Origin of the sequence: Micromonospora sp. HM134, from assembly GCF_007833915.1 — a bacterium.
Taxonomy (GTDB): Bacteria; Actinomycetota; Actinomycetes; order Mycobacteriales; family Micromonosporaceae; genus Micromonospora; species Micromonospora wenchangensis.
The window spans coordinates 1,531,764-1,553,689 of record NZ_CP041061.1; the positions used below are offsets into that span (position 1 = coordinate 1,531,764).

The 21,926-nt window shown below is 73.9% G+C and carries 19 protein-coding genes; 5 read left to right on the forward strand and 14 right to left on the reverse strand.

Features of this window, described 5'->3' with window-relative positions:
- Positions 1 to 20 precede the first annotated feature (20 nt).
- A complete protein-coding gene (locus tag FJK98_RS07140; RefSeq protein ID WP_145918324.1) occupies positions 21 to 647 on the forward strand; it encodes a TetR/AcrR family transcriptional regulator in 627 nt (208 codons plus the stop codon).
- 157 nt (positions 648 to 804) lie between these two features.
- Here the strand turns inward: FJK98_RS07140 and FJK98_RS07145 are convergent, their stop codons facing one another.
- The 11 genes from FJK98_RS07145 to FJK98_RS07195 form a co-directional block, all read right to left on the reverse strand.
- Positions 805 to 1,497 carry a hypothetical protein gene (locus FJK98_RS07145; RefSeq protein WP_228543478.1) on the reverse strand — a complete coding sequence of 231 codons (693 nt, stop codon included), beginning with the start codon at positions 1,495 to 1,497 and terminating at the stop codon, positions 805 to 807.
- Entirely contained in the window at positions 1,497 to 2,462 is a 966-nt protein-coding gene (locus FJK98_RS07150) for an NAD(P)-dependent oxidoreductase (RefSeq protein WP_145918325.1), read from the reverse strand. Before FJK98_RS07150 ends, FJK98_RS07145 begins: the two co-directional genes overlap by 1 nt.
- Positions 2,459 to 3,808 carry a nucleotide sugar dehydrogenase gene (locus FJK98_RS07155; protein WP_228543477.1) on the reverse strand — a complete coding sequence of 450 codons (1,350 nt, stop codon included), beginning with the start codon at positions 3,806 to 3,808 and terminating at the stop codon, positions 2,459 to 2,461. Before FJK98_RS07155 ends, FJK98_RS07150 begins: the two co-directional genes overlap by 4 nt.
- A gap of 52 nt (positions 3,809 to 3,860) precedes the next feature.
- The gene (locus tag FJK98_RS07160) at positions 3,861 to 4,754 is read right to left on the reverse strand and encodes an NAD(P)-dependent oxidoreductase (protein WP_145918326.1); all 894 of its coding nucleotides are present in this window, start codon (positions 4,752 to 4,754) and stop codon (positions 3,861 to 3,863) included.
- Positions 4,751 to 5,554, reverse strand: coding sequence for a nucleotidyltransferase family protein (locus tag FJK98_RS07165; protein ID WP_240762920.1), 804 nt, complete (start codon positions 5,552 to 5,554; stop codon positions 4,751 to 4,753). The genes FJK98_RS07160 and FJK98_RS07165 overlap by 4 nt, the downstream gene beginning before the upstream one ends.
- 37 nt (positions 5,555 to 5,591) lie before the next feature.
- Entirely contained in the window at positions 5,592 to 7,109 is a 1,518-nt protein-coding gene (locus FJK98_RS07170) for a hypothetical protein (protein ID WP_145918328.1), read from the reverse strand.
- Entirely contained in the window at positions 7,109 to 8,947 is a 1,839-nt protein-coding gene (gene pelF / locus FJK98_RS07175) for a GT4 family glycosyltransferase PelF (RefSeq protein ID WP_194821993.1), read from the reverse strand. The genes FJK98_RS07170 and pelF overlap by 1 nt, the downstream gene beginning before the upstream one ends.
- Before the next feature lie 42 nt (positions 8,948 to 8,989).
- Positions 8,990 to 11,125 (reverse strand): hypothetical protein, encoded by a 2,136-nt coding sequence (locus FJK98_RS33095; protein ID WP_168222394.1) that lies wholly within the window; start codon positions 11,123 to 11,125, stop codon positions 8,990 to 8,992.
- A 974-nt stretch (positions 11,126 to 12,099) separates the two neighbouring features.
- A complete protein-coding gene (locus FJK98_RS07185; RefSeq protein ID WP_145918329.1) occupies positions 12,100 to 12,894 on the reverse strand; it encodes an MFS transporter in 795 nt (264 codons plus the stop codon).
- A gap of 114 nt (positions 12,895 to 13,008) precedes the next feature.
- Positions 13,009 to 13,638, reverse strand: a complete 630-nt coding sequence (locus tag FJK98_RS07190; protein WP_168222395.1) for a DUF3515 family protein — start codon at positions 13,636 to 13,638, stop codon at positions 13,009 to 13,011.
- Entirely contained in the window at positions 13,639 to 13,872 is a 234-nt protein-coding gene (locus tag FJK98_RS07195) for an Lrp/AsnC ligand binding domain-containing protein (RefSeq protein ID WP_088646044.1), read from the reverse strand.
- Positions 13,873 to 13,993: 121 nt separating this feature from the next.
- Here FJK98_RS07195 and FJK98_RS07200 point away from each other — a divergent pair, with 121 nt between their 5' ends.
- Both FJK98_RS07200 and FJK98_RS07205 read left to right on the forward strand, forming a co-directional pair.
- Positions 13,994 to 14,932 carry a thiamine-phosphate kinase gene (locus FJK98_RS07200; RefSeq protein ID WP_145918330.1) on the forward strand — a complete coding sequence of 313 codons (939 nt, stop codon included), beginning with the start codon at positions 13,994 to 13,996 and terminating at the stop codon, positions 14,930 to 14,932.
- 22 nt (positions 14,933 to 14,954) lie between these two features.
- Positions 14,955 to 15,416, forward strand: a complete 462-nt coding sequence (locus tag FJK98_RS07205) for a GNAT family N-acetyltransferase (protein ID WP_145918331.1) — start codon at positions 14,955 to 14,957, stop codon at positions 15,414 to 15,416.
- A gap of 63 nt (positions 15,417 to 15,479) precedes the next feature.
- On the opposite strand, the gene FJK98_RS07210 is transcribed toward FJK98_RS07205, so the two are convergent.
- Both FJK98_RS07210 and rpmB read right to left on the reverse strand, forming a co-directional pair.
- Positions 15,480 to 16,733: an ATP-grasp domain-containing protein gene (locus FJK98_RS07210; RefSeq protein ID WP_145918332.1), complete on the reverse strand. Its 1,254-nt coding sequence runs from the start codon at positions 16,731 to 16,733 to the stop codon at positions 15,480 to 15,482.
- A 111-nt stretch (positions 16,734 to 16,844) separates the two neighbouring features.
- A complete protein-coding gene (gene rpmB / locus FJK98_RS07215) occupies positions 16,845 to 17,036 on the reverse strand; it encodes a 50S ribosomal protein L28 (RefSeq protein WP_013284551.1) in 192 nt (63 codons plus the stop codon).
- A 236-nt stretch (positions 17,037 to 17,272) separates the two neighbouring features.
- Here rpmB and FJK98_RS07220 point away from each other — a divergent pair, with 236 nt between their 5' ends.
- Together FJK98_RS07220 and recG are read left to right on the forward strand one after the other, a co-directional pair.
- Positions 17,273 to 18,892: a DAK2 domain-containing protein gene (locus tag FJK98_RS07220; RefSeq protein ID WP_145918333.1), complete on the forward strand. Its 1,620-nt coding sequence runs from the start codon at positions 17,273 to 17,275 to the stop codon at positions 18,890 to 18,892.
- Positions 18,889 to 21,093, forward strand: a complete 2,205-nt coding sequence (recG, locus tag FJK98_RS07225; RefSeq protein ID WP_145918334.1) for an ATP-dependent DNA helicase RecG — start codon at positions 18,889 to 18,891, stop codon at positions 21,091 to 21,093. Before FJK98_RS07220 ends, recG begins: the two co-directional genes overlap by 4 nt.
- A gap of 38 nt (positions 21,094 to 21,131) precedes the next feature.
- Here recG and FJK98_RS07230 read toward each other — a convergent pair whose 3' ends face one another.
- Positions 21,132 to 21,896, reverse strand: a complete 765-nt coding sequence (locus tag FJK98_RS07230) for a MerR family transcriptional regulator (protein ID WP_145918335.1) — start codon at positions 21,894 to 21,896, stop codon at positions 21,132 to 21,134.
- Positions 21,897 to 21,926 lie beyond the last annotated feature (30 nt).

The following is a 21,926-nucleotide window of genomic DNA, read 5'->3' on the forward strand; positions in this document are numbered from 1 at the left end:
GTATGTGCGACAGTGGCACCGTGACCGGTCCATCGACGTTGCGGGAACGCAAGAAGCGGGCCACCCGGGAGGCCCTCCAGGCGGCGGCGCTGCGCCTCGCCCTGGAACGGGGGCCGGACAACGTCCGGGTCGAGGAGATCGCCCAGGCGGCAGGGGTGTCGACCCGGACCTACAACAACTACTTCCCGAGCCGGGAGCAGGCCATCGTCGCCGGGGTCGCCGCCGACCGCGCGGCCGGCGTCGCGGCGGCCGTGCTCGCCCGGCCGGCGGGGGTCGGCCTCGCCGACGCGGTCGTCGACGCCGTCGTGGGCCTGTACGCCGACCCCGGCGACCAGCCGCCCACCGCGTTGCTGATGATCGCCGCCAGCCCCACGCTGCGCGCCTGCTACGTCGAGGCCGTCACCACGTTCGAGGAACCCCTGGCCGGGGCGGTCACCGCCCGCTGTCCCGGCATCGGACCACTGGCCGCCCAGGTGCTCGCCGCCGCGGTCGGCGCGGCGGCCCGGGTGGCGCTGCGGCAGTGGCTGCACGGCACGAGCGAGGTGCCGTCGATGGCCGGTTTCGTGGTGCCGTCCGCGCCGCTGCCGGACCTCGTCCGGGCCGCGCTGCTGCCGCTGGCCCCGGCGCTCGACGCCGCCGCGCCCTGACCCACCGCGGCGGTGGACCCCCGCCCCCGCCGGGTGGGAGCCGGTCGCGCGTGGTGCCGACGCGCGGTCCGGTCCCGACCCGACGGGAACGGGTGTCCGGGGTGGACGGGACCGGACCGGTCCCGACCCGCCGGGGCGGACGCCCCGGGTGAGGTGGTCAGGTACGCGACAGGGCGCGGTCACTGACCGAGGACTGGAGCCCGAACTGCCGGGCCCGGCGCTCGGCGAAATCGGTCAGGCCCTGACTGTCGGCGTAGTCGAGGCTGTAGAGGTCCAGCTCCAACTGGAGCAGCTGCTCGGCGATCTGGGCGTGGAACTCCAGCACGTCGGGCGGCCACGGCGCGTAGCCCTGGTCGGTCCACCGGGCCGAGAACGACTCGAAGACGATCCCGTCGACGATCTCGGCCAGCCGGGGCAGCATGCCGAAACCCCGGTTCGCCAGCAGGTACGCCGGCTCCGCCTCCTCCCGGATCGCGGCGACCAGGGTGAGCAGGTGCGGCACGTCCTCCGGGAAGGTCAGCTCGACGTTGAGCGTGTCCAGGAACAGCCCGGCGAACCCCTGCGCGATCGCCTGCTTCGCCTGCCCCACCACGTGCGACACCCACAGCGGATGGTCGACGTGGACGAACGCGCCACCCCAGTCCGGGTTGCGTTCCTGCCGCTGCCAGGGCGCGGGCGGCCCCTGGTCCTCCGACAGCGACAGGTAGCCGAGGGTCTGCACGTCCTGTGCCGCGAGGTAGCGCAGCTCGGCCGGACGGTAGAAGTCCGGTTGCAGCACCACCCGTACGTAGCGGGTCAGTTCGGGCAGGCGGCCGTCGCCGTAGTAGAAGCAGATGGGGCGGCGGCTCATCACGTCCACCCGTGTTCCCGGTACCAGGCGAACGTGCTGCGGACCCCCTCCTCCAGGCTGACGCCCGGCTCGTAGCCGGTCAGCGCGCGCAGCCGGGACAGGTCCGGGCAGCGGCGGGCGACCGATCCCGGCGGCGCGCTCTCGGGCGCGATGGCGGGGCTCACCCCGGCCACCCGCAGGACCAGCTTCGCCAGGTCGCCGATGTTGGTCTCCTCGCGGTCGTTGCCGATGTGCACGATCTGCCCGGCGGCGGCCGGTGCCGCCATCAGCCGCACCATCGCCTCGACCGCGTCGTCGACGTGGCAGAACGCCCGGAACTGGTCGGCCCCGGGGACGGGGAACGGGTCGGCCCCGCGCAGGGCGCGCAGCGACATCTCCGGGATGACGTGGTCGGCACCCATCCGGGGGCCGTACACGTTGTGGAACCGGCCCACCACGGTCTCGAACCCCCGGGCCCGCGCCGTGTGCAGGAAGGCGGCCTCGCCGAGCAGCTTGCTGGCCGCGTACGCGAACCGTGGCGCGGCGATGTCGGAGATCATCGGCGGCACGGTCTCGTCCGTCGGCACCGGCACCACCCCGGCGGTCACGCCCCCGGCGTAGACCTCGCTGGTGGAGGCGAAGAAGACCCGCTCGCCCGGGGCCACCCAGTCGAGCAGGTGCAGCGCCGACAGGGTGTTGACCCGGATCACCCGGGCCGGGTCCTGCTCCACGTTGCGCACGCCGACCACGGCGGCGAGCAGGTAGATCTGGTCCCAGCCGGTGGGCAGCGCGGCCCAGGTGTCCGGGTCGGTCAGATCGCCGGAGACCACCTGCACGGCCGGGTCGGCGCGCAGCCGGTCCAGGTCGGCGTCGTCGCGGCCCCGGGAGAAGTCGTCCACGATGGTCACCCGGTGCCCGTCGGCGACGAGCCGGCGGGCCAGGTGCAGGCCGATGAAGCCGGCCCCGCCGAGCAGCAGCGCCCTCATGCCGACACCGCCCCGGCGGTCGCCGCGCCCGCACCGGCCGCCCCGGCGGGGGCGGGTGGCAGGTACCCCAGCCCGGCGTAGCGGACCCCGGCGGCCAGCACCGCGTCGGCGTCGAGCACCCGCCACGAGTCGTAGACGAACGCCGGTGGCGTCGCGCCGAGCACCTCCGGCACCCGCAACGCCCGGTAGTCCGGGTGGTCGTTGATGATCAGGACGGCGTCCGCCTCGGTGAACGCCTTGTCCAGGCTGACCGGTTCGCCGCCGTACTGGCGGATCACGTCGTCGGTGACCATCGGGTCGTGGCCGAGGACGGTGACCCCGGCGGCGGAGAACACCCGCATCATCGGCTCGATCGGGGTGCCGCGCATGTCGTCGGTCGCCGGCCAGCCCTTGTACGCCCAGCCGAGCACCGCCAGCCGGGCACCGAGGCTGCGTCCGCGCGCCTCGACGAGCATCCGGACGACCGTCTCACCGACGTGGATCGGCAGGTACTCGTTGAGCTGGCGGGCCTTGCCGACGAGGAACGGCCGGCGGTCACCCGCGCTGTCGATCATGATGTACGGGTCCTTGGAGAGGCAGCCGCCGCCCACGTACCCGGGCTTGGCGAGATCGGGGCGCGGGTAGTCGACGTTGGCCGCCCGGATCACCTCCAGCGGGTCGAGGCCGTGCCGCTCGGCGACCAGCGCGATCTCGTTGCCGAACGCGTAGATCAGGTCGGTGTGGCAGTTGTTGGACAGCTTCACCAGCTCGGCGGCCTCCAGGCTGGAGACCGGGACGATGGTGCGGACCAGCCCGTTGAAGAACTCCGTCGCGGCGAGCAGGCTGTCGTCGTCCAGCCCGCCGATCACCTGCGGCAGCTCCACCAGCTCCCGCAGCGCCTGCCCCTGGATGGTGCGCTCCGGGGCCATCACCAGCTTCACCCGCTCGCCCCAGGCGGCCTGGAGCTCCGGCAGCACCACCCGGCGGCTGGTGCCCACCGGCACCGTGCTGCGGACCACCACCAGGGTGTCCGGCCGGCAGCTCGCCGCCACCACCCGGGCGGCGGCGGCCAGGTTCGCCAGGTTGGGCCGGTGGGTCATGTTGTCCACCGGCGTCGACACGCTGATCACCGCCACGTCGACGGTGTCCCTGGGCAGGTCGGCGGCGACGTGGATGCGCGTGCCGAGGTGGGCGGCGAAGACCTCCTCGATGCCCGGCTCGAAGATGTGCGGCCGGCCGTGCGACAGCGCGTCCAGCACCGCCGGTGACACGTCCGCGCCGTACACCGTGAAGCCCTTGTCGGCGAGGGCGGCGGTGAGGGTGAGCCCCACGTAGCCCAGGCCCACGACCCCGATCTTCATGCTCATCTGCTGTCCTCTCGTGTGCGGGTGTGTCGTGAAGGGGAGCGGTCCGCCGGGCTCACCGCGCCTCGCCGGCGGCCCAGATGTCCTTGATCGACGTCGCCAGGTCACGCACCGGCGACCAGCCCAGCCCGGCGGCCCGACCGATGTCGGCCTGGATCCAGTCGACCGCCTGCGAGCGCTGCGGCCCGGACCCGGCCTCGCGGACCCGGCCCCGGTAACCCGCCGCCTCGGCCAGCAGCGCGACCGCCTCCCGGGCGGTGACGGCCCGGCCGCTGCCGGCGTTGACGACCCGGTGCCGCAGCGTCGGCGCGAGGACCGCCGCGACGATCAGCGCGGCCAGGTCCCGTACGTCGACGAAGTCCCGGTACGCCGACAGCGGCCCCAGGGTGATCTCGGCGGCCCCGTCGTCCAGGGCGGCCCGCAGCCGGGCCGCCGCCCGACCGAGCAGGTTCTCCTGCGACATGCCGGGGCCGATCGGGTTGAACACCCGCAGCGAGACCGCGTCGACGTCGCCGGCCTCCCCGGCGAGCTGGAACAGCCGGGTACCGGCCAGGTGGCTGACGCCGTACGCGCTGACCGGCCGGGCCGGGTCGTCCTCGGTGACCGGGACCCGGTCCGGCACCGGCCCGTACTCGCCGGCCGAGCCGAGCCGGACCAGCCGGGCCCGGGGTGCGGCGGCGGCGGTCGCCTCCAGCAGCTTCGCCGCGACCAGGGTGTTCGCCGTGACCAGCTGCCCGGCGGAGCCGGTGAGGGCGCCCACGCAGTTGACCACCGCGTCCGGGGCGACCTCCCGCAGCAGCCCGGCCAGCGCGTCCGGCGTGCTGTCGAGCAGGTCGAGGGTGGTCCGTCCGGGACAGACCACCTCGGTCACCCGGGGGTCCGCCGTCAGCGCGTCGCGGGCGTGTCCGCCGATGAACCCGGACGCCCCGAACAGCAGCACCCGGGTCACGTCAGCTCCCCGGCGCCCACCACGCCCGTCAGGTCGACGGCCAGCGGCTCGCCGACGGCCCCCACCGGCTCGCCGACGGGCACCTCCACCGGGGCCGGCCCGGCCGGCAACAGGATCGGCTTGAGCTGGTGGAACGACCGGTTCGCCTCGTCGTAGTCCTCCGGCCGCCCGATGTCCAGCCAGAACCCGTCGAACGGGTACGTCATCGGCGGGTCGCCGCCCGCGAGCAGGTCCAGCACGAGCTGGTCGAAGCCGAGGGCCAACCCGGCCGGGTAGGGCTCCAGGGTCCGCCGGGACATCCCGTAGACGCCCATGCTGACCGGGTAGCGCAGCGCCGGCTTCTCCCGGAACCCGACGACCCGGCCGGCGTCCACGTCGAGCACGCCGAAGTCGATCCGGTGCACCCGTTCGGACGTCGCCAGGGTCAGCCCGGCCCCGGAGAGCTGGTGGGTGCGCAGCAGGTCGCCGTAGTCCAGGTCGGTGAGGACGTCCCCGTTCATCACCAGGAACTCGTCGGGCAGCCGGTCCTTGAGGCCGAACAGCGGGCCGACCGTGGACAGCGGCCGGTCCTCCTCGATGTAGTCGATGGTCAGCCCCCACCGGTTGCCGTCGCCCACGAACGCCCGGATCAGCGGGCCGAGATGGTTGATCGCCAGGGTCACCGAGGTGAACCCGCGCGAGGCGAGCTGGTCGAGCACGATCTGCAGGATCGAGTGGCTGTCCCCGATCGGCATCAGGGGCTTCGGCAGCGTCGTCGTGTACGGCCGGAGCCGCACCCCTTTGCCACCGGCAAGGATCACCGCGTGCAACCGGACCTCCCCATAGGTCTCAAGTGGACTATCGGTAGTGCCGAACCTGCCCGATCACCGGAACCAGACCGAGCGCGAACAGCGCCTGGAGCAGCAGCACGCTGCCCAGGTAGAGCGAGGTGTCGGTGACCGCGCCGCCGACCTGCCCGAGCAGCGGGGCGACGCCGAGCAGCGCGCCGACGCCGACGTGCAGCACGATCACGACGGTCATCGACAGGCACAGCCAGCCGTACCGGCCCTGACCGGCCAGCAGGAACGCCAGGTAGTACGCCCCGGCGAGAGCGACGTGGGCGGCCGTCATCACCACCCCGGCGGTGGACAGCACGCCGGCCCGGCCGAGCGCGACGAGCAGCAGCACCCCGAGCACCGCCGGCACCGCGAGGCAGAACGCGACCTCCCGGCCGATGGTGCGCCAGATCCCGACGACGAAGGCGCGCGGGAGCCGGGCCCGCCGGGACAGGGCGACCCCGCTCGCCCAGAACCGGCTGGTCCGCCACTCGACGAACCCCATGGACAGGATCAGCGGCACCGCCGACGCCGCGACGTCCCACTGACCCAGCAGGTAGGGCGCCTGCGCGTGGAAGAGCAGCGTCGCCGAGCAGAGCCCGTACCCGGCGACGCCGAGCAGGGCGGGCCGCGCCGGCCAGAGCGGGTCGCGGGGGGCCGGCTCCGTCGACCGGGCGGCGGCCCGGGTGGCCCACAGCCCGGCGACGAACGCGGCCAGCACGCCGAGGGCCGCCGCGCCCACCGCCCAGCGCCGTGCCGTCACCCCGCCGTCGACCAGGAACACCCCGCTGGCCAGGACGGCCGGGACCAGCGCGGCGGCCAGCCACCCCTCCCGCCGGTAGAAGATCAGCAGCGTGCTGGCCAGCTGGTAGGCCAGTTGGCAGACCATCATCGCGGCCAGCGGCAGCCCGCCGTACGGCAGCATCAGGGCACCGGTGGCCAGGCCGAGCAGCACGGCGGTCAGGGCGGCGATCCGCAGCACCCGGCTGGCCGAGCGGGCCCGGCCCAGGCCGAGCAGGCGGAACGCCGCGTAGGCGACCACCCCCGACCAGACCCAGCCGACCGTGCCGGCGAGGATCATCCCGGCCACCAGTCCCGAGCGTCCCACCACCGACAGGACGGCCGGGAACGCGGCGCTCGGCAGCACGTACAGCAGGCCGTGGGAGATCGTCCGCAGGTCGCCCCGCCGGTCCCGGCCGGCCCCCGGCGTGGCGGCCGGCCGCTGCTCGACCGCCGGGGCCGGGCCCAACCGTCGGAACACCTCGGAGGCGAGGACGAAGACGTCGCGGTAGCCGTACTCGACCTGGGCGCCCCGGTCGGTGTGCCCGTCCGCCTCCAGGGCGGCGGCGACCTGGAGCGCGTCCACCGCGCGGACCAACCGGGGCCGGACCCGCTCGACCAGGTCGTCCACCGGGTCGGTGGAGATCCGGGGCAGCAGGATGGTGCGTTCGGGGCTGTCGGACGGCCCCGGCTCGGTCGTCATCGTGGCGACGGGGCGGAACAACGGATCGGTGACGTCCGGGTCGGTGGCCTCGGTCATCAGCGGCCACCGGTGGTACGCATGATGGCGATCGTGGTTTCGTCGTCGTCCGGCCCCGGCGCGGCCGGCTGCGGCAGCTCCGGCGCGGCCGAGTTCGGGTCGTGGCGGGTCCGGTACGCCGCCGCCGAGTACTGCTCGGGCCCCCGCTGGCGGGGCACCCGCCCGGCCAGCGGCGACACCTCGGGCCGGACGGCGGCGGGCGTCGGCTCGGGGCGGACGGCGGCCGGCGGCATGGCGACGGGGGCCACCTCGGGCCGGACCGTGGGCGCGGCGGGGCGGGCGGTGACGGACGCCACCCCGGGCCGGGTCGGCCGGTTCGGGACCCGGACGAAGCCCTGGGCCTGACCGCGCAGGTGCTTCGGCGCGGGCGACGTCCCGCGCGGCGCGGCCAGCCCCTCGTAGATGTCGCGGTACGCCTGCAACGACCGTTGCAGGGTGAACCGCTCCAGCACCCGTTCCCGGGCGGTCGCCCCCAGCCGCAGCCGCAGCTCCCGGTCGTTGAGCATCCTGACGCAGGCGGCGGCGATCGCGGCGACGTCGCGCGGCGCGACGACGAAGCCGGTGTCACCGACCGCCTCGGCGACCCCGCCGACGTTGGTGCACACCGTCGGCCGGCCGCACGCCATCGCCTCCACCACGGTGTAGGGGAAGCCCTCGGAGATGCTGGTCAGCGCCACCAGGCTGCCCGCGTGATACGCCTCGACGGCGCTGCCGACCCGCCCCTCCAGGACGGCGTGGCCGGTCAGCCCGAGTTCGTCGATCAGCGCCTCGCAGCTTTCGTGGTAGACCTTGTTGGCGGCCGGCGTGCCGCCGAAGATGCGCAGCCGGGCGTTCGGGATCTCGGCCCGGACCAGCGCGAACGCCCGGATCAGGGTGTGCAGGTCCTTCAGCGGGTCGATCCGGCCCATGAACGAGATGGTCGGCACGTCCGGCTCGCCGGCGGCGGGCGGGAACTCGTCCGGGTCGACGCCGTTGTACATCGTCCACATCCGCTCGGGGTCGGCGCCGTTGTGCAGCTGCCAGCGCCGGTTGTACTGCGAGTGCGGGGCGAGCGCGCCGGTGATCAGGTAGGCCGCACCGGCGAGCGAGCGGAAGAAGCTCAGCACCAGCACCCGGACCGGGTGCGGCGCGTCGTCGTGCAGGTAGGAGATGTAGCGTTCGCGCAGGTAGATGCCGTGCTCCGAGAGCACCAGCGGGGTGCCGTACGTCCAGGTGGCCGCCATCCCGACGAGCGTGGCGAGACCGTTCATCGACGAGTGCACGATGTCGGCGCGGACCGGTGGCGCGCTCAACGGCCGGAGCATGTGCGAGATGAGCCAGGCCGCCTCCAGCGCGTCGGCGACGGTGGGCGCGGGTCCGGTCTCCTCGACCCGCAGCGTGTGCCAGGCCTCCAGCATCATCCGCAGCGCCTCGTTGGACAGCAGGGCAGCGCCCAGGTCACCGCCGCCGGAGGCGTACTCGAACATGCCGCGCAGGGCGAGCAGGAAGGTGCTCCGGTTGACCGCCCCGGCCTGGGAGCGGGTCGACTCCAGGGGGGTGACCAGGGCGCGCAGGAACACCTCGTAGGACTGCATGAACTCGGTGCCGGGCCGCCCGGAGGGGACCAGCACCCCCCGCCGGGGGCGGCGGCCTGTCGGCCGGCCGCCCCACAACGGGATCGAGTGCACGCGGTCGAGGTTGGCCGGCCGGTCGAACACCGGCTCCTCGGTGCCGTCCACGGTGAGCGCCACGACCTCCCACCGGTAGTCCGGCATTCCCCGGATGAGCTGTTCGCACCAGATGCTCACCCCACCCATCGCGTACGGGTAGGTGCCCTCCGAGACCAGCGCGATCCGCACCGGTTTCCCCCGTTCCTCTGTGCTTGTCTGAGCCGTCCCGCGCTACGCGCGGGGAGCGGCGGTGAACGTCACGGCGGTGTTCGCCGCCAGCGTCACCGGGACGGTGACGTCGGTGCCGTAGGTGCCGGCGCCGGCGGTGGACGCGGCCACGCCACCGAGTTGCAGCGAGCCGGCGGCCGGCGAGGTCACCGTGATCTCCCCGGTGGTCCGGTCGTAGATCGCCGACGCCCCGGCGGTCAGCGCCGCGAAGTGGGCCGTGCGGGTCCGGGTGTAGGCGGCGATGTCGGTCCACGCCGAGTTGAGCAGCGGCACCGAGTAGAGCGAGTCGTACTTGGTCAGCACCGCGCCGACCCAGTCGGTGAGCAGGCTGTCGCCCGAGCCGTAGTCACGCACGTTGGCGATGTGGAACGTGTGCGAGTAGATCGAGCCGGACGACACGTGCTGCAACCCCACCGTGGACTCGTAGTCCAGGACCTGGGCGTAGGTGCGGTCGGTGGGCCAGTACGGGAAGAGGCCGTTCGGGCCGTAGAAGGAGTTGTAGAAGTGCGCCTCCTCCGCCTGGTTGGTGGTGTGGTAGGCGATGTTCGTCGGCCAGCACGGCACCACCGCGATGCTCGGGTCCATCGGGTGCGCGGTGGACCCGTTGAAGTTCGCCGGCACGTGGCTGGCGAACGACATGTTGCCGGCCAGCGTGGTGATGCCGAGGTCCCCGGCCGCCTCGATCAGGTCCGGGTTGGACGCGGTGAGGCCGTGGTCGGTGAGCACGCCGCTGGAGTTGTTGTAGACGCCGAGGCCGGAGTACTCGGGGGTCTTGAGCACGGTGGCCGGCGGGTTCAGCCCGATGGCGGTGCCCGCGGTCTGGTTCTCGCTGATCTCTTCGTGGTTGGTGGCGTAGTCCGTGGTGTTCAGCGCCGGGTGGCTCAACGTGTGGTTGATCCACCGGAAGTTGTTCTTCAGGCACTTCGTGGTGGCGGTGAGGGTGTTGGCATCCCCGTTGGGGCTGCAAGTGTTGCCGGCGAACGGGTCGATCTGCGCGCCGTTGTAGGGGATGTTGAAGGTGAAGCCCGAGGCCAGCGGGTGCGCGGTGCGCAGCGCGGTCTGCTTCGCGTCGAGGTTGACCGCGTCGTGCCCGGTGACCCGGATCGCGGGGCCGTAGTCGACGGTCCCGTCGTCCATGTAGTGGGCCGAGGCGGCGAACCAGTCGTCGATGTCGACGTTGAGGTGGTGCTTCTGCTCACCGAGGAACAGGCCCTTGGTCGCCCACCGGAACAGGCCGTAGACCAGCAGGTCCGCGTGGAGGAGGTACTGGTTCGCGGTGAAGGTCAGCGCGATCCGCTCCCGGCCGTCGGTCGACGTGGTGCTCACCGCCAGCACGTCGGAGCCGTTGGTCATCAGGGCCTGGGCGTTGCAGCCGGCCCGGATCGAGGTGCGGTAGACGTACGACTGGGTGATCGGGATCTGGGCGGTGCTCTTCAGGTAGTCGAAGACCGCCGCGCCGCTGCTGGTCAGCGAGACGGGCAGCGGGGTCTCACCGACCGCGCCCTCACCTGCGGAGTTGAGGCAGTAGTCCTCCGGCCAGGTGCCGTAGCTGGTGTAGAGGGCGACCTGGCGCACCTCGAAGTTGCGCTCGTAGGCCCAGAGGGTGTTCCACTCCGTGCTGGTCAGGCCGCTGAGGTAGTTACCGCCCGACTCGTAGAGCTGCATGCTGTTGGTGAGCAGGACCGCGTTGTACTTGCCCACCCCGTTGCCGTCGACCAGCGTGCTCGCCGAGATCGTTTGGGTGGTGGTGTAGAGGATGTCGTAGCTCGCGCCGACCCGGTTGAGGGTGGTGGTGAGCGTGGCCACGCCGAAGTCCGCCGGGTCGGTGGCCAGGATCAGCGCCTTCAGCGCGACCTTGTCGTTGATCGCCTGGGTGCCCACGCCGCCGCTGCGGGCACCCGTCGGTGACGGGGCGACCTTGACGGTGCCGGCCCGGGTGGGCAGCGGGCCGGGACGGGCCTCCTTCTTGCTCGCGATCTGGCCGAGGCCGGGTGCGCTCGGCGGCTGGGCCAGCGTGCCCGGCGCGGCCGGCGGCTGGGCGAGGCCCGGGGTCTGGGTGCCGAGCAGGACCGTGAGTGCGGTCAGCCCGGCGAGGGCGAATCGGTTCGCGCGACGGCGCGCAGGTCCGGTGTGGACCATCTGGTGACCTCCGATGAGGAGATGTGAACAATGCCGCCGATCCTGTATGGACGGCGGGGTTGCCATCGAAGGCTAGCAATTGTTCGTGCGGATTCCGCGCATGATCCTGTCGCATGTGGAGCATTGACGCAAGCGGGGTCGGGTGTTAGTGCCGTGCGTACGAAGTCGCCTTCCGGTAACGCGCTTTGCGCTGATCTTGGTGATGTTGCCGGTCGGCGTCAGGTGCGCTGACGTGCTCTTTTCCGAAGTGATCGAAACACCTCATTCACGTTCACTTCACACCGCTGTAGCCGCAGGTGGCCAGAATGTGGTCGGCGGTCGGGTGTGGAACGTCGCGCGCATCGGCCATTCGCTCCGGTCGGACCAATTGAGGTGCGGCAAGAGTGGCCGATCAGTCCATGCTGGCCCACCGATCAGCCGATTGCCCGCCCGTCCCTTCGGCTGGTGCCGGCCGCAGCGCCGCCCGCAGGTCGTGCCGGAGTCGGTCGAACTCGACGTTTTCCCAGTTGGGAGACCTTCGGCGAAGGTGCCACCGGGGGCGGCCTGCGCCTTTTGTCGGGCAATCGCTTGATCGACGGCACATCGTGGAGAATGTTGACTTTCTGGGACCGGGACGGCGGGTGAACCCGTCCGGAAATGGCGAATACCACAGCGCTGACCGTCGAATCAGCCAGTTTCGGCGGAAGCGGTTCCCAGCGTCAGGAGTTGCCCATTCCCAGTCAATGGAAGCCGTCCGCTGTCCCCGCTATCAACGCCTCCCCGGCCAAATCGTTTTGCTTCCCCGATCGGTTTCGTGGAACTTCCACGGTACGCAAATGCAGGAGTGGATGTGCGCCGCCGCCAGTCGGTCGGCGCGACCTGATGAAACGGCAGGCACCGGATCCGACCGCCCCGGCTGAGTCCGCACTCGACGCATCGGGCGGCCGGTCCGGCGGCACCGGTCGCGCAGTTTTCCCGCACCGTCGCCGGTGGCGTCAGGGCTGCCGCAGGTCGGGGGTGGTGACCAGCAGGAGCGTCGAACCGACCGCGAAGACCGCCGCGCCGACGAAGACCAGACCCGGCGACGCGTGGACCAGCGACCAGGCGAACGCCGTACCGGCCAGCACCGGCACCACGGTCTCGGCGGCGGCGCCGACGCCGGTCAGCGCCCCCTGCACGGTGCCCCGCCCGTCGGCGGGCACGACCCGGGACAGCCACGACTGCGCGGCGGCGCCACCGGTCGAGGCGAGCACACCGACCGCCAGGAGCAGGTACAGCAGCCAGGGTGCGGTCACGAACGCCGTACCCGCCAGCCAGACGACGCCGAGCAGGCCGCCGACGGTCGGGCCGGCGACGAACCCGAGCCCCGACGCGGCACCCACCAACCCGTACGCGCGGGCCCGTGCCCCGGGGGCGGTCACGTCGGCGAGGTAGGCGTTGACCACCGTGTACGTGCCCGCGCAGGCACCGGCGAGGGCGTGGAACAGCAGCAGCGTCCACGGGGCGGGGGAGGCCGCGTGGGCCAGCCAGTCGACGCCGAGGCAGCCCACCGACCCGAGCAGGACCGGCCGCCTGCCGTACCGGTCGGCGAGCCGTCCGAGCAGCGGCGCGACGACGAACTGCAGCAGGCCGTAGACCGAGCCGAGCAGGCCGGACCAGCGGGCAGCGGCGGCGGCGTCCCCGGCGACGTCGGCCAGCAGGGCCGGCACGACGGGCACGACCAGGCCCAGCCCGAGCATGTCCAGGACGACGGTGACGAGGAGGAACGAGAGGGCGGGCGGGCGGCGCACGGCGACTCCTGGTGGCGAGGGGACAGGCCCCCCTCGCCACCCACGGCCAGCCGCAGGTACGGAGGATCAGATTATCGGTGCCGTCAACCGGTTTTCGTCGTCACCGGCCTCGGATCAGCCCCGGCAGCCGGCCGGGCTGTCGCCACCCGACGGCACGGAGGCGACCACCGCGTCCGAGATCGGGGTGAGCCACTGCAACGCCCCCTCGTACGCCCGGGGCACCGTCACCGTGACGGCGGTCTCCCGGTCGAGCGTGGTGAGCACGGTGGCGTCCGACCGCTCGTCGGCATACCAGCAGACCCGGTTGACGGTCCACACGTCGGCGGTGGCGTCCACGGTCGGCTCGGCGCCACCGCAGGCCACGGTCAGCGCCGGGTCACCGTAGGCGGCGTTCTGCTCGGCACCGGCGGTCACCGGACGCTGGGCGAGGTCCCGCACGGTGGCCGGCAGCTGCGACACCAGCGCCCGGCACACCACCCCCGGCCGTTCGGCCAGCGCCGGGGCGGGCATCGCGACCGGGGCGCTGGACCGGGGCCCGGCGCTGGTCGGCGACGGGTCCGGCGCGGCGACCGGCGCGTCCGGGGAGAGCTTGGCGAAGGTGAAACCCGCCACGGCCACCGTCACCGGCACGGCGACCAGGGTGGCCCACAGCGCGGCCCGCCGGGTCGACCGGTCCACTGCCGGCCGGTCGGCGGCGGGCGCGACGTCGGTCGGGGTCTCGGGGGAGGAGGTCTTCTCGTCCACTTACAGGCGCACCACCGAACACGTGAGGGTGCGGGTGATGCCGGGCACCATCTGCACGTTGCTGACGATCAGTTTGCCGAGTTCGTCGACGGTGTTCGCCTCGGTGAGGACGACCACGTCGTACGGCCCGGTGACGGCGTCGACGCGTACCACGCCGGCAAGATCCGCGATCAGACCGGCCACGTCCCGCGCCCGGCCCACCTCAGTCTGGATGAGGATGTACGCCTGTACCACGACTCGACCTCCGTCCGTCGCCGCCCGGGGCGGCCCGAAGGGTGAAAATACCCTACGGAGCAGGCGTGATCCCTATCGGTGGTCGCGGGTAAGCAGCTAGCGAGCGTGTCGGAAGGAAGACATGGGTGTCGCGGACGTGGGCGAGTTCGGCCTCATCGACCGGGTGACCACCCGGCTGACGTACGGATCGTCCTGCCTGCTCGGGCCGGGCGACGACGCCGCCGTGGTGGCCGCCCCCGACCGGCGGGTGGTCGCCTCCACCGACGTGCTGGTCGAGGGGCGGCACTTCCGGCGGGACTGGTCGAGCGCGCGGGACGTCGGGCACCGGGCGGCGGCGGCCAACCTCGCCGACATCGCCGCGATGGGCGCGACCCCCACCGCCCTGCTGGTGGCGCTCTGCATCCCCGCCGACCTGGACACCGCCTGGGTGGAGGAGTTGGCCGACGGGCTGGCCGCCGAGGCGGCGCTGGTCGACGCGGGGGTGGTCGGCGGGGACATGTCCGCCAGCGCCACCCTGACCATCGCGGTGACCGCCCTCGGCGACCTGGCGGGCCGGCCGCCGGTGGTCCGCTCCGGGGCCCGGCCGGGTGACGTGGTGGCGCTCGCCGGCCGCACCGGCTGGGCCGCCGCCGGGCTGACCGTGCTCTCCCGGGGGTTCCGCACCCCCCGGGTGCTGGTCGAGGCGTACCGGCGGCCGGAGGTGCCCTACCCGGCCGGGCCGGAGGCCGCCCTGCTCGGCGGCACCGCCATGATCGACGTGTCGGACGGGTTGCTGGCCGACCTGGGCCACCTGGCGAAGGCCAGTGGCGTCGGGGTCGACCTGCGCCGGGACGCCTTCGAGGTGCCCCCGCAGATGCGCGACGCCGCCCAGGCGCTCGGCGTCGACCCGTACACCTGGATCCTGGCCGGTGGCGACGACCACGCCCTGGTCGCCACCTTCCCCCCGACGGTGGCGCTGCCGCCGTCGTGGCGGGCGGTGGGCCGGGTGGTCGAGGGCGGCGGGGTGACCGTCGATGGTGACGCGTACGACGGACCGGCCGGCTGGGATCACTTCCGGTAAGGGGCGGTCGTACCCTTCACCCGTGAGTGAGATCGAGATCCGGCCGCTGGGCTTCGACTCGCCGGTGGCCCAGACGCTCATCCGGGCGACCATGGCCGACCTGGGCGTCCGGTACGGCGGCAGCGGCGACGAGACCCCCATCGACCACACCGAGTTCGTCCCGCCGCACGGCGATTTCCTCGTCGCCCACCTCGACGGCGAGCCGGTCGGCTGCGCGGGGTGGCGCAGCCACGGCACGGACGCCGCCGAGCTGAAACGGATGTACACCACCCCGGTCGTGCGGGGGCGCGGGGTGGCCCGCGCCCTGCTCGCCGCCATCGAGGAGTCGGCCCGCAGGCACGGGCGCAGGCGGATCATCCTGGAGTGCGGTGACCGGCAACCCGAGGCGGTCGCCCTCTACACCTCGGCGGGGTACGAGCGGATCGCCAACTTCGGCTACTACGCCGACGCCCCCGGCTGCCTGTCGTTCGGCCGGACGCTCTGACCGGTCGTCCGGCCCGCCGGTTCCGGTCGGAGCGGCGGGACCGGACCGTCGGCCCGGCGGGTGTCAGGCGACGGTGAACCGGAGCCGGTCGGCGCCGGCCCGGGCGGTGGCCGCCGCCTCGGCCGGGTCGGCACCCCAGGCCAGCACGTGCCCGCCCCGGCGCACCGACGAGGTGACCTCGCCGACCCGGTCCCCGACGGCCACGTCGAGCTGCACGGCGAGCACGCCGGGCACCCGGCGGGCGTCGCGCAGCCCGTCGACCGCGGTCAGCGTCCCCGGCGGCGGCAGCAGGAACTCCACCGCCGCCGCCCCGGACGGCCGGGCCGGCAGCCGGGGCCGCTCGCCGCGCAGCGTCCGCAGGTAGGCGTCGATGAAACCGCACTCGTACGCCACCGAGATCAGCGCGGCGATCATGTCGCCGGGCAGCCGGGCGGCGCACTCCACCAGCGTCGGCACCCCGTCGGCGACGATCCATTCGCTGTGCAGCACACCGGTGCGGAAGCCGGCCGCCGCAGCCAGCCGGGTGGCCGCCGCGACGAGTTCCGCGCGGCCGTCCGCCGGTAGCGCCGAAGGGACCGTGTGCCCGGTCTCCACCGGTCGACGACCGGGCAGCACCCGCTTGTCGGTGACGTTGCCGAAGCACACCTCGCCGTCGACGACCAGCAGTTCGACGCTGTACTCCGAGCCGACCAGGGTCTGCTCGACCAGCACCTCGGTGGGCAGGTCGGTGGCCGCCTCCACCGGCGCCTCCGGGGCGGCGGTCGCCGACCAGGCCGCCGCCACGTCGTCACCGGCCCCGACGAGTTGCACGCCGAGGCTGCCGGAGCGGCGGGTCGGCTTCAGCACGCACCGGCCACCGAACCGGGCCGCGAACGCCGCCGCCCGCTGCGGGGAGTCGACCAGCTCGTACGCCGGGTTGGCCAGCCCGGCCCGGTCGGCCAGCAGGCGCATCCGGTGCTTGTCGGAGAACACGTCGGCGGCCTGCGGGCCGGCGCCGGGCAGGCCCAGCCGTTCGGCGAGCCGGGCGGTGGCACCGACGGCGTACTCCAGGCCGGGCATCACCAGCCGGGCGGTGGTGAGCCCCGGCTCCCGGGCGAGCAGCTCCTCGACGTCCAGGCCGGTCTGGTAGCGGGCGGGCACCACCCGGGAGACCACCGGCAGCCGGGCCGCCGTCGCGGTGACGTCCCGCCGGGCGATGATCTCCGGCTCCTCGACGAGCACCACGCTGCCCGCCGGCAGTTCCTCGGCGAACCAGTGCAGCATGCCGAGCGAGGCACCCACGACGATCATCTCGTCACGGCCCAGGTCGAGGTCCAACGGTCGTCCTCCGTACGGGTCGGCCACCGGGTTGCGGGGACACGACAGTACCGGCGGGCCGGGCGGCCCGCCGGTACTGATCGGAGCTGGGGCGGTGGAGGTGTCGCCAGGTCAGGCGCGGGTGACCTTGCCGGCCTTGATGCACGAGGTGCAGACCTGGAGCTTCTTGGTGGTGCCCCCACCGGCCGGGGTACGCACCGACTGGATGTTCGGGTTCCAGCGGCGGTTGGTCCGCCGGTGCGAGTGGGACACGTTGTGGCCGAAGCCCGGCCCCTTGCCACAGACGTCGCACACGCTAGCCACGGGATACTCCTGAGATTGATACGTTCATGAGGTCGCCGGCAGGCGCTGCCCGGACAACCTGGCCAGGCTACCCGATGTCCCCCGGGCAGGACCAACCGGCCCGTCCCGGCCCCCGCCGGCCGCCCCGCCCGCCCCGACCCCGCCCGTCCGACCCCGCCCGGGGCGGACCGTAGGACGCGGGGACACGCGCCGGCCGGCCCCGGCGGGTGTCGGTCGCCGCCAGTAGGCTTCTGGCCGTGCTGGACACCCTCGACGCCGCCGCGGTACGCCGCTGGTGCGCGAGCGGTCTCGCCGCGCTGCGCCGGCACCAGGGCGAGATCGACGAGCTGAACGTCTACCCCGTGCCCGACGGGGACACCGGCACCAACCTCGTGCTCACCCTCACCTCCGCGCAGCAGGCGCTGGCGATGGAGCTCGGCACCCTGCCCGAGGACGGCCCGACCGCGCACGGGCAGGCGCTGCGGCTGATGGCGCGGGGCGCGCTGCTCGGCGCGCGGGGCAACTCCGGGGTGATCCTCTCGCAGATCCTGCGCGGCCTCGCCGACGCGCTCGGCGACGTGCCCGCCGTCGCCGGCCGGGCGCTGGCCGCCGCGCTGCGCGACGCCACCACCGCCGCCTACGCCGCGGTGGCCCGGCCGGTCGAGGGCACCGTGCTGAGTGTGGTCGCCGCCGCCGCGACCGCCGCCGAGCGGGCCGACAGCGACGACCTGTGCACCGTGGCCCGGGCCGCCGCCGGGGAGGCGGCCCACGCGCTGGCCCGGACCCCCGGGCAACTGCCCGCGCTCGCCCGGGCCGGCGTGGTCGACGCCGGTGGCCGGGGCCTCTGCCTGCTGCTCGACGCGCTGGTCGAGGTGGTCACGGGGGAGGCCCCGGCCGGGCCGGCGCCGGTGGCCCGCCCGGTGCGTCCGCCGCTGACCGTCGTCCGGGAGACCGGCTCTCCCGGGTACGCCTACGAGGTGCAGTTCCTGCTCGACGCCCCGCCCGAGGCGGTGACCCGGATGCGCGCCGAACTGGCCACCCTGGGCGACTCGCTGGTGGTGGTCGGCGACGCCGGCCCACCCGCCGGGTCCACCACCTGGAACGTCCACGTCCACGTCAACGACGTCGGGGCGGCCGTCGAGGCGGGGGTGGCCGCCGGCCGGCCGTACCGGATCTCGGTGACCCGGTTCGCCGACCAGGCCCCGCCGGCCGACCACCCCGCCACCGACGGCCGGGCGGCCGTGGTGGTCGCGACCGGGGTCGGCATCGCCGAACTCCTCGCCGGGGAGGGGGCGACGGTGGTACCGGGCAACCCGTCCACCGGTGAGCTGCTGGACGCGATCCGGGCCACCGCCGCCGCCCGGGTGGTGGTCCTCCCCAACGACCCGAACACCCAGGCGGTGGCGAGCGCCGCCGCCCGGGAGGCGCACCGGCTCGGGGTGAAGGTCAGCGTGGTGCCGACCCGTTCGCCGGTGCAGGCGCTGGCCGCGCTCGCCGTGCGGGACCCGCAGCGCCGGTTCGCCGACGACGTCATCGCGATGGCCGAGGCGGCCGGGGCCTGCCGCTACGCCGAGGTGTGCCACGCCAGCCGGGAGGCGCTGACCGTCGCCGGCCCGTGCCGGCCCGGCGACGTGCTGGCCCTGGTCGAGGGGGAGGTGCACCTGATCGGCAGCGACCTGGTCGACACCTGCGCCGCCGTGGTCGACCGGATGCTCGGCGGTGGCGGTGAACTGGTCACCCTGCTCACCGGCGCGGACGCCCCGGCCGGGCTCGCCGAGGCGGTCCGGGACCACGTGGCCCGGCGCTGGCCCTTCGTCGAGGTGCAGGCGTACCCGGGTGGGCAACCGCACTATCCGCTCCTGGTGGGGGTCGAATGACGACGTCCGAACCGGCCACGGTGGACACCGCGCTGACGAAGCTGGTCGGGGAGCGCACCGCCAAGGCGCTCGCCGGCCATCTCGACCTGCACACCGCCGGTGACCTGATGTACCACTTCCCGCGCCGCTACGACGAGCGCGGCGAGCACACCGACATCCGTTCGCTGGACGTCGGCGAGCAGGTCACCGTGCTGGCCCAGGTGCAGCGCACGGCCGTACGCCCGATGCGGCAGCGCCGGGGCAACCTGCTGGAGGTGACCGTCGGCGACAACTCGGGCGGGACGCTGACGTTGACGTTCTTCGGCAACCAGGCGTGGCGGGAACGCGAGCTGCGCCCCGGCCGGTGGGGGTTGTTCGCCGGCAAGGTCACCGAGTTCCGGGGCAAGCGGCAGCTCAACGGCCCGGAGTACGTGCTGCTCGGCGAGGGGGGCGAGGGCGAGGCGGCGGCCTCCGAGGAGGTCGAGGAGTTCGCCGGGGCGCTGATCCCGGTCTATCCGGCCGCCGCCGCCGTGCCGACCTGGGTGATCGCCCGCTGCGTGCGGGTGGTGCTGGACACCGTCACCCCGCCGGACGATCCGCTGCCGGCGTCACTGCGGGCCGACCGGAAGCTGGTCGGCATCGGCACCGCGCTGCGCGAGATCCACCGGCCGTCGAGCAGGGAGGAGCTGTACCGGGCCCGTCGCCGGCTCAAGTGGGACGAGGCGTTCGCCGTGCAGCTGACCCTGGTGCAGCGCAAGCTGCGGGCGGCGTCCTGGCCGGCGACGCCGCGCCCGGCGAAGGCGGGTGGCCTGCTCGACGCGTTCGACGCCCGGCTGCCCTACGAGCTGACCCCCGGCCAGCGCGACGTCGGCGTCGAGATCGCCGCCGACCTGGCCACCCCGCATCCGATGCACCGGCTGTTGCAGGGCGAGGTCGGTTCCGGCAAGACGGTGGTGGCGTTGCGGGCGATGCTCCAGGTGGTCGACGCGGGCGGCCAGGCGGCGCTGCTGGCCCCGACCGAGGTGCTCGCCGCCCAGCACCACCGGGGCATGCTCGACCTGCTCGGCCCGCTGGCCCAGGCCGGCGAGCTGGGCGCGGCCGACGACGCGACCCGGGTGGAGCTGGTCACCGGCTCGCTGGGCGCGGCGGCCCGGCGGCGGGCCCTGGCCGAGGTCGCGCAGGGGCGGGCGGGCATCGTGCTCGGCACCCACGCCCTGCTCTACGAGGGGGTCGACTTCGCCGACCTGGGCCTGGTGGTGGTCGACGAGCAGCACCGGTTCGGCGTGGAGCAGCGGGACGCGCTGCGGTCCAAGGCCGACCAGCCGCCGCACGTGCTGGTGATGACGGCCACCCCGATCCCGCGCACGGTGGCGATGACCGTCTACGGCGACCTGGAGACCTCCACCCTGTCCCAGTTGCCGCAGGGGCGGTCCCCGATCGCCTCGCACGTGGTGCCGGCGGCCGAGAAACCGGCCTTCCTGGACCGGGCGTGGCGGCGGGTGCGCGAGGAGGTCACCGCCGACCACCAGGCGTACGTGGTGTGCCCGCGCATTGGTGAGGGACCGGTGGGCGAGGAGGAGCCGCCCCGCGAGTACGACAACGGGCGACGCCCCCCGCTGGCGGTGACCGAGGTGGCGCCGCTGCTGGCCGAGGGGCCGTTGCACGGGCTGCGGATCGGCGTCCTGCACGGCCGGCTGCCCGCCGACGAGAAGGACGCCGTGATGCGGTCCTTCGCCGACGGCGACCTCGACGTGCTGGTCGCCACCACGGTGGTCGAGGTCGGCGTCAACGTCCCCAACGCCACCGTGATGATCGTGCTGGACGCCGACCGGTTCGGGGTGTCGCAACTGCACCAGCTCCGGGGCCGGGTCGGCCGGGGTTCGGCCCCCGGGCTCTGCCTGCTGGTCAGCGAGGCGGCCGAGGGCTCGTCGGCGCGGGAGCGGCTGGACGCGGTCGCCTCCACCACCGACGGGTTCAAGCTGGCCGAACTGGATCTGGAGCAGCGCCGGGAGGGTGACGTGCTGGGCGCGACCCAGTCCGGCCGCCGCTCGCACCTGCGGCTGCTCTCCCTGAGACGCGACGCCGACCTGATCCGCGACGCGCGGGCCGAGGCGGTGGCCCTGGTCGGACAGGACCCGGAGCTGGCGCGGCATCCGGCCCTGGCCGCCTCGGTCGCCGCCCTGGTCGACGAGGAACGCGCGGAGTACCTGGAGAAGGGCTGACCGCCGCCCCGGCGCGCGTGCGCCGGGGCGGCTCAGGGCTACCGTTTCTCGACGATGGTCCAGCCGGTCCAGCCCCGGTCGGCGACGAGCTTCCGCAATCGCCTGACGACGGGGTGGGCCGCGTCGGCGAACGAGTCCATCAACCGGACGAACGCGGGATCGGGGGTGACCTCCTCCTGCATCGCCAGTTCCCCGTCGGCTTCCGCCTGGGCGAACAGCTCGGCCATCAGGTCGGCCGTCTCGCGCAGCAACTCCTCGTCCTGCCAGTCCTCGGCGATCCGACCGATCAACCGGTAGAGCTGGACGACCTGGGGATTGTCGAGCTGGGCCACCTTGTCGGCCATCAGCCCGGAGATGGCGTCCGGCCACCGGGCCGCCATCAGGATCCACCCGTCGCGTTCGGCCTGCACGGCGACCGGCGGAACCCCGGCGGCGCGGAGCCGGTCCAGGTAGTCGACCACCTCCGCCGGCACGGCGAGGGTGTCACCGTCGCCGAGCCGGGCGATCCGCCGCCGGTGTTCCTGAAGCGTGCGGATCTGGGTCCGCAGCTGGCGGTCGATCCCGGCGATCGCGGCGGCGAACGTCTCCGCGTCGGCGTCGAGCAGTTCCCGGACCCGGGCCAGCGGCACACCGGCCTCGGCGAGGGTGCGGATCCGGACCAGCCGCACCACCGCCGCCGCGTCGTACGTCCGGTAGCCGGAGGCGTCGCGTTCCGGTTCCGGTAGCAGCCCGATCTGGTGGTAGTGCCGTACGGCACGGATGGTCACCCCGGCGTACGACGCCAGCCGTCCGATCGTCAACATGGCCTCAGCCTGCCCGACCCGGGAGCACCG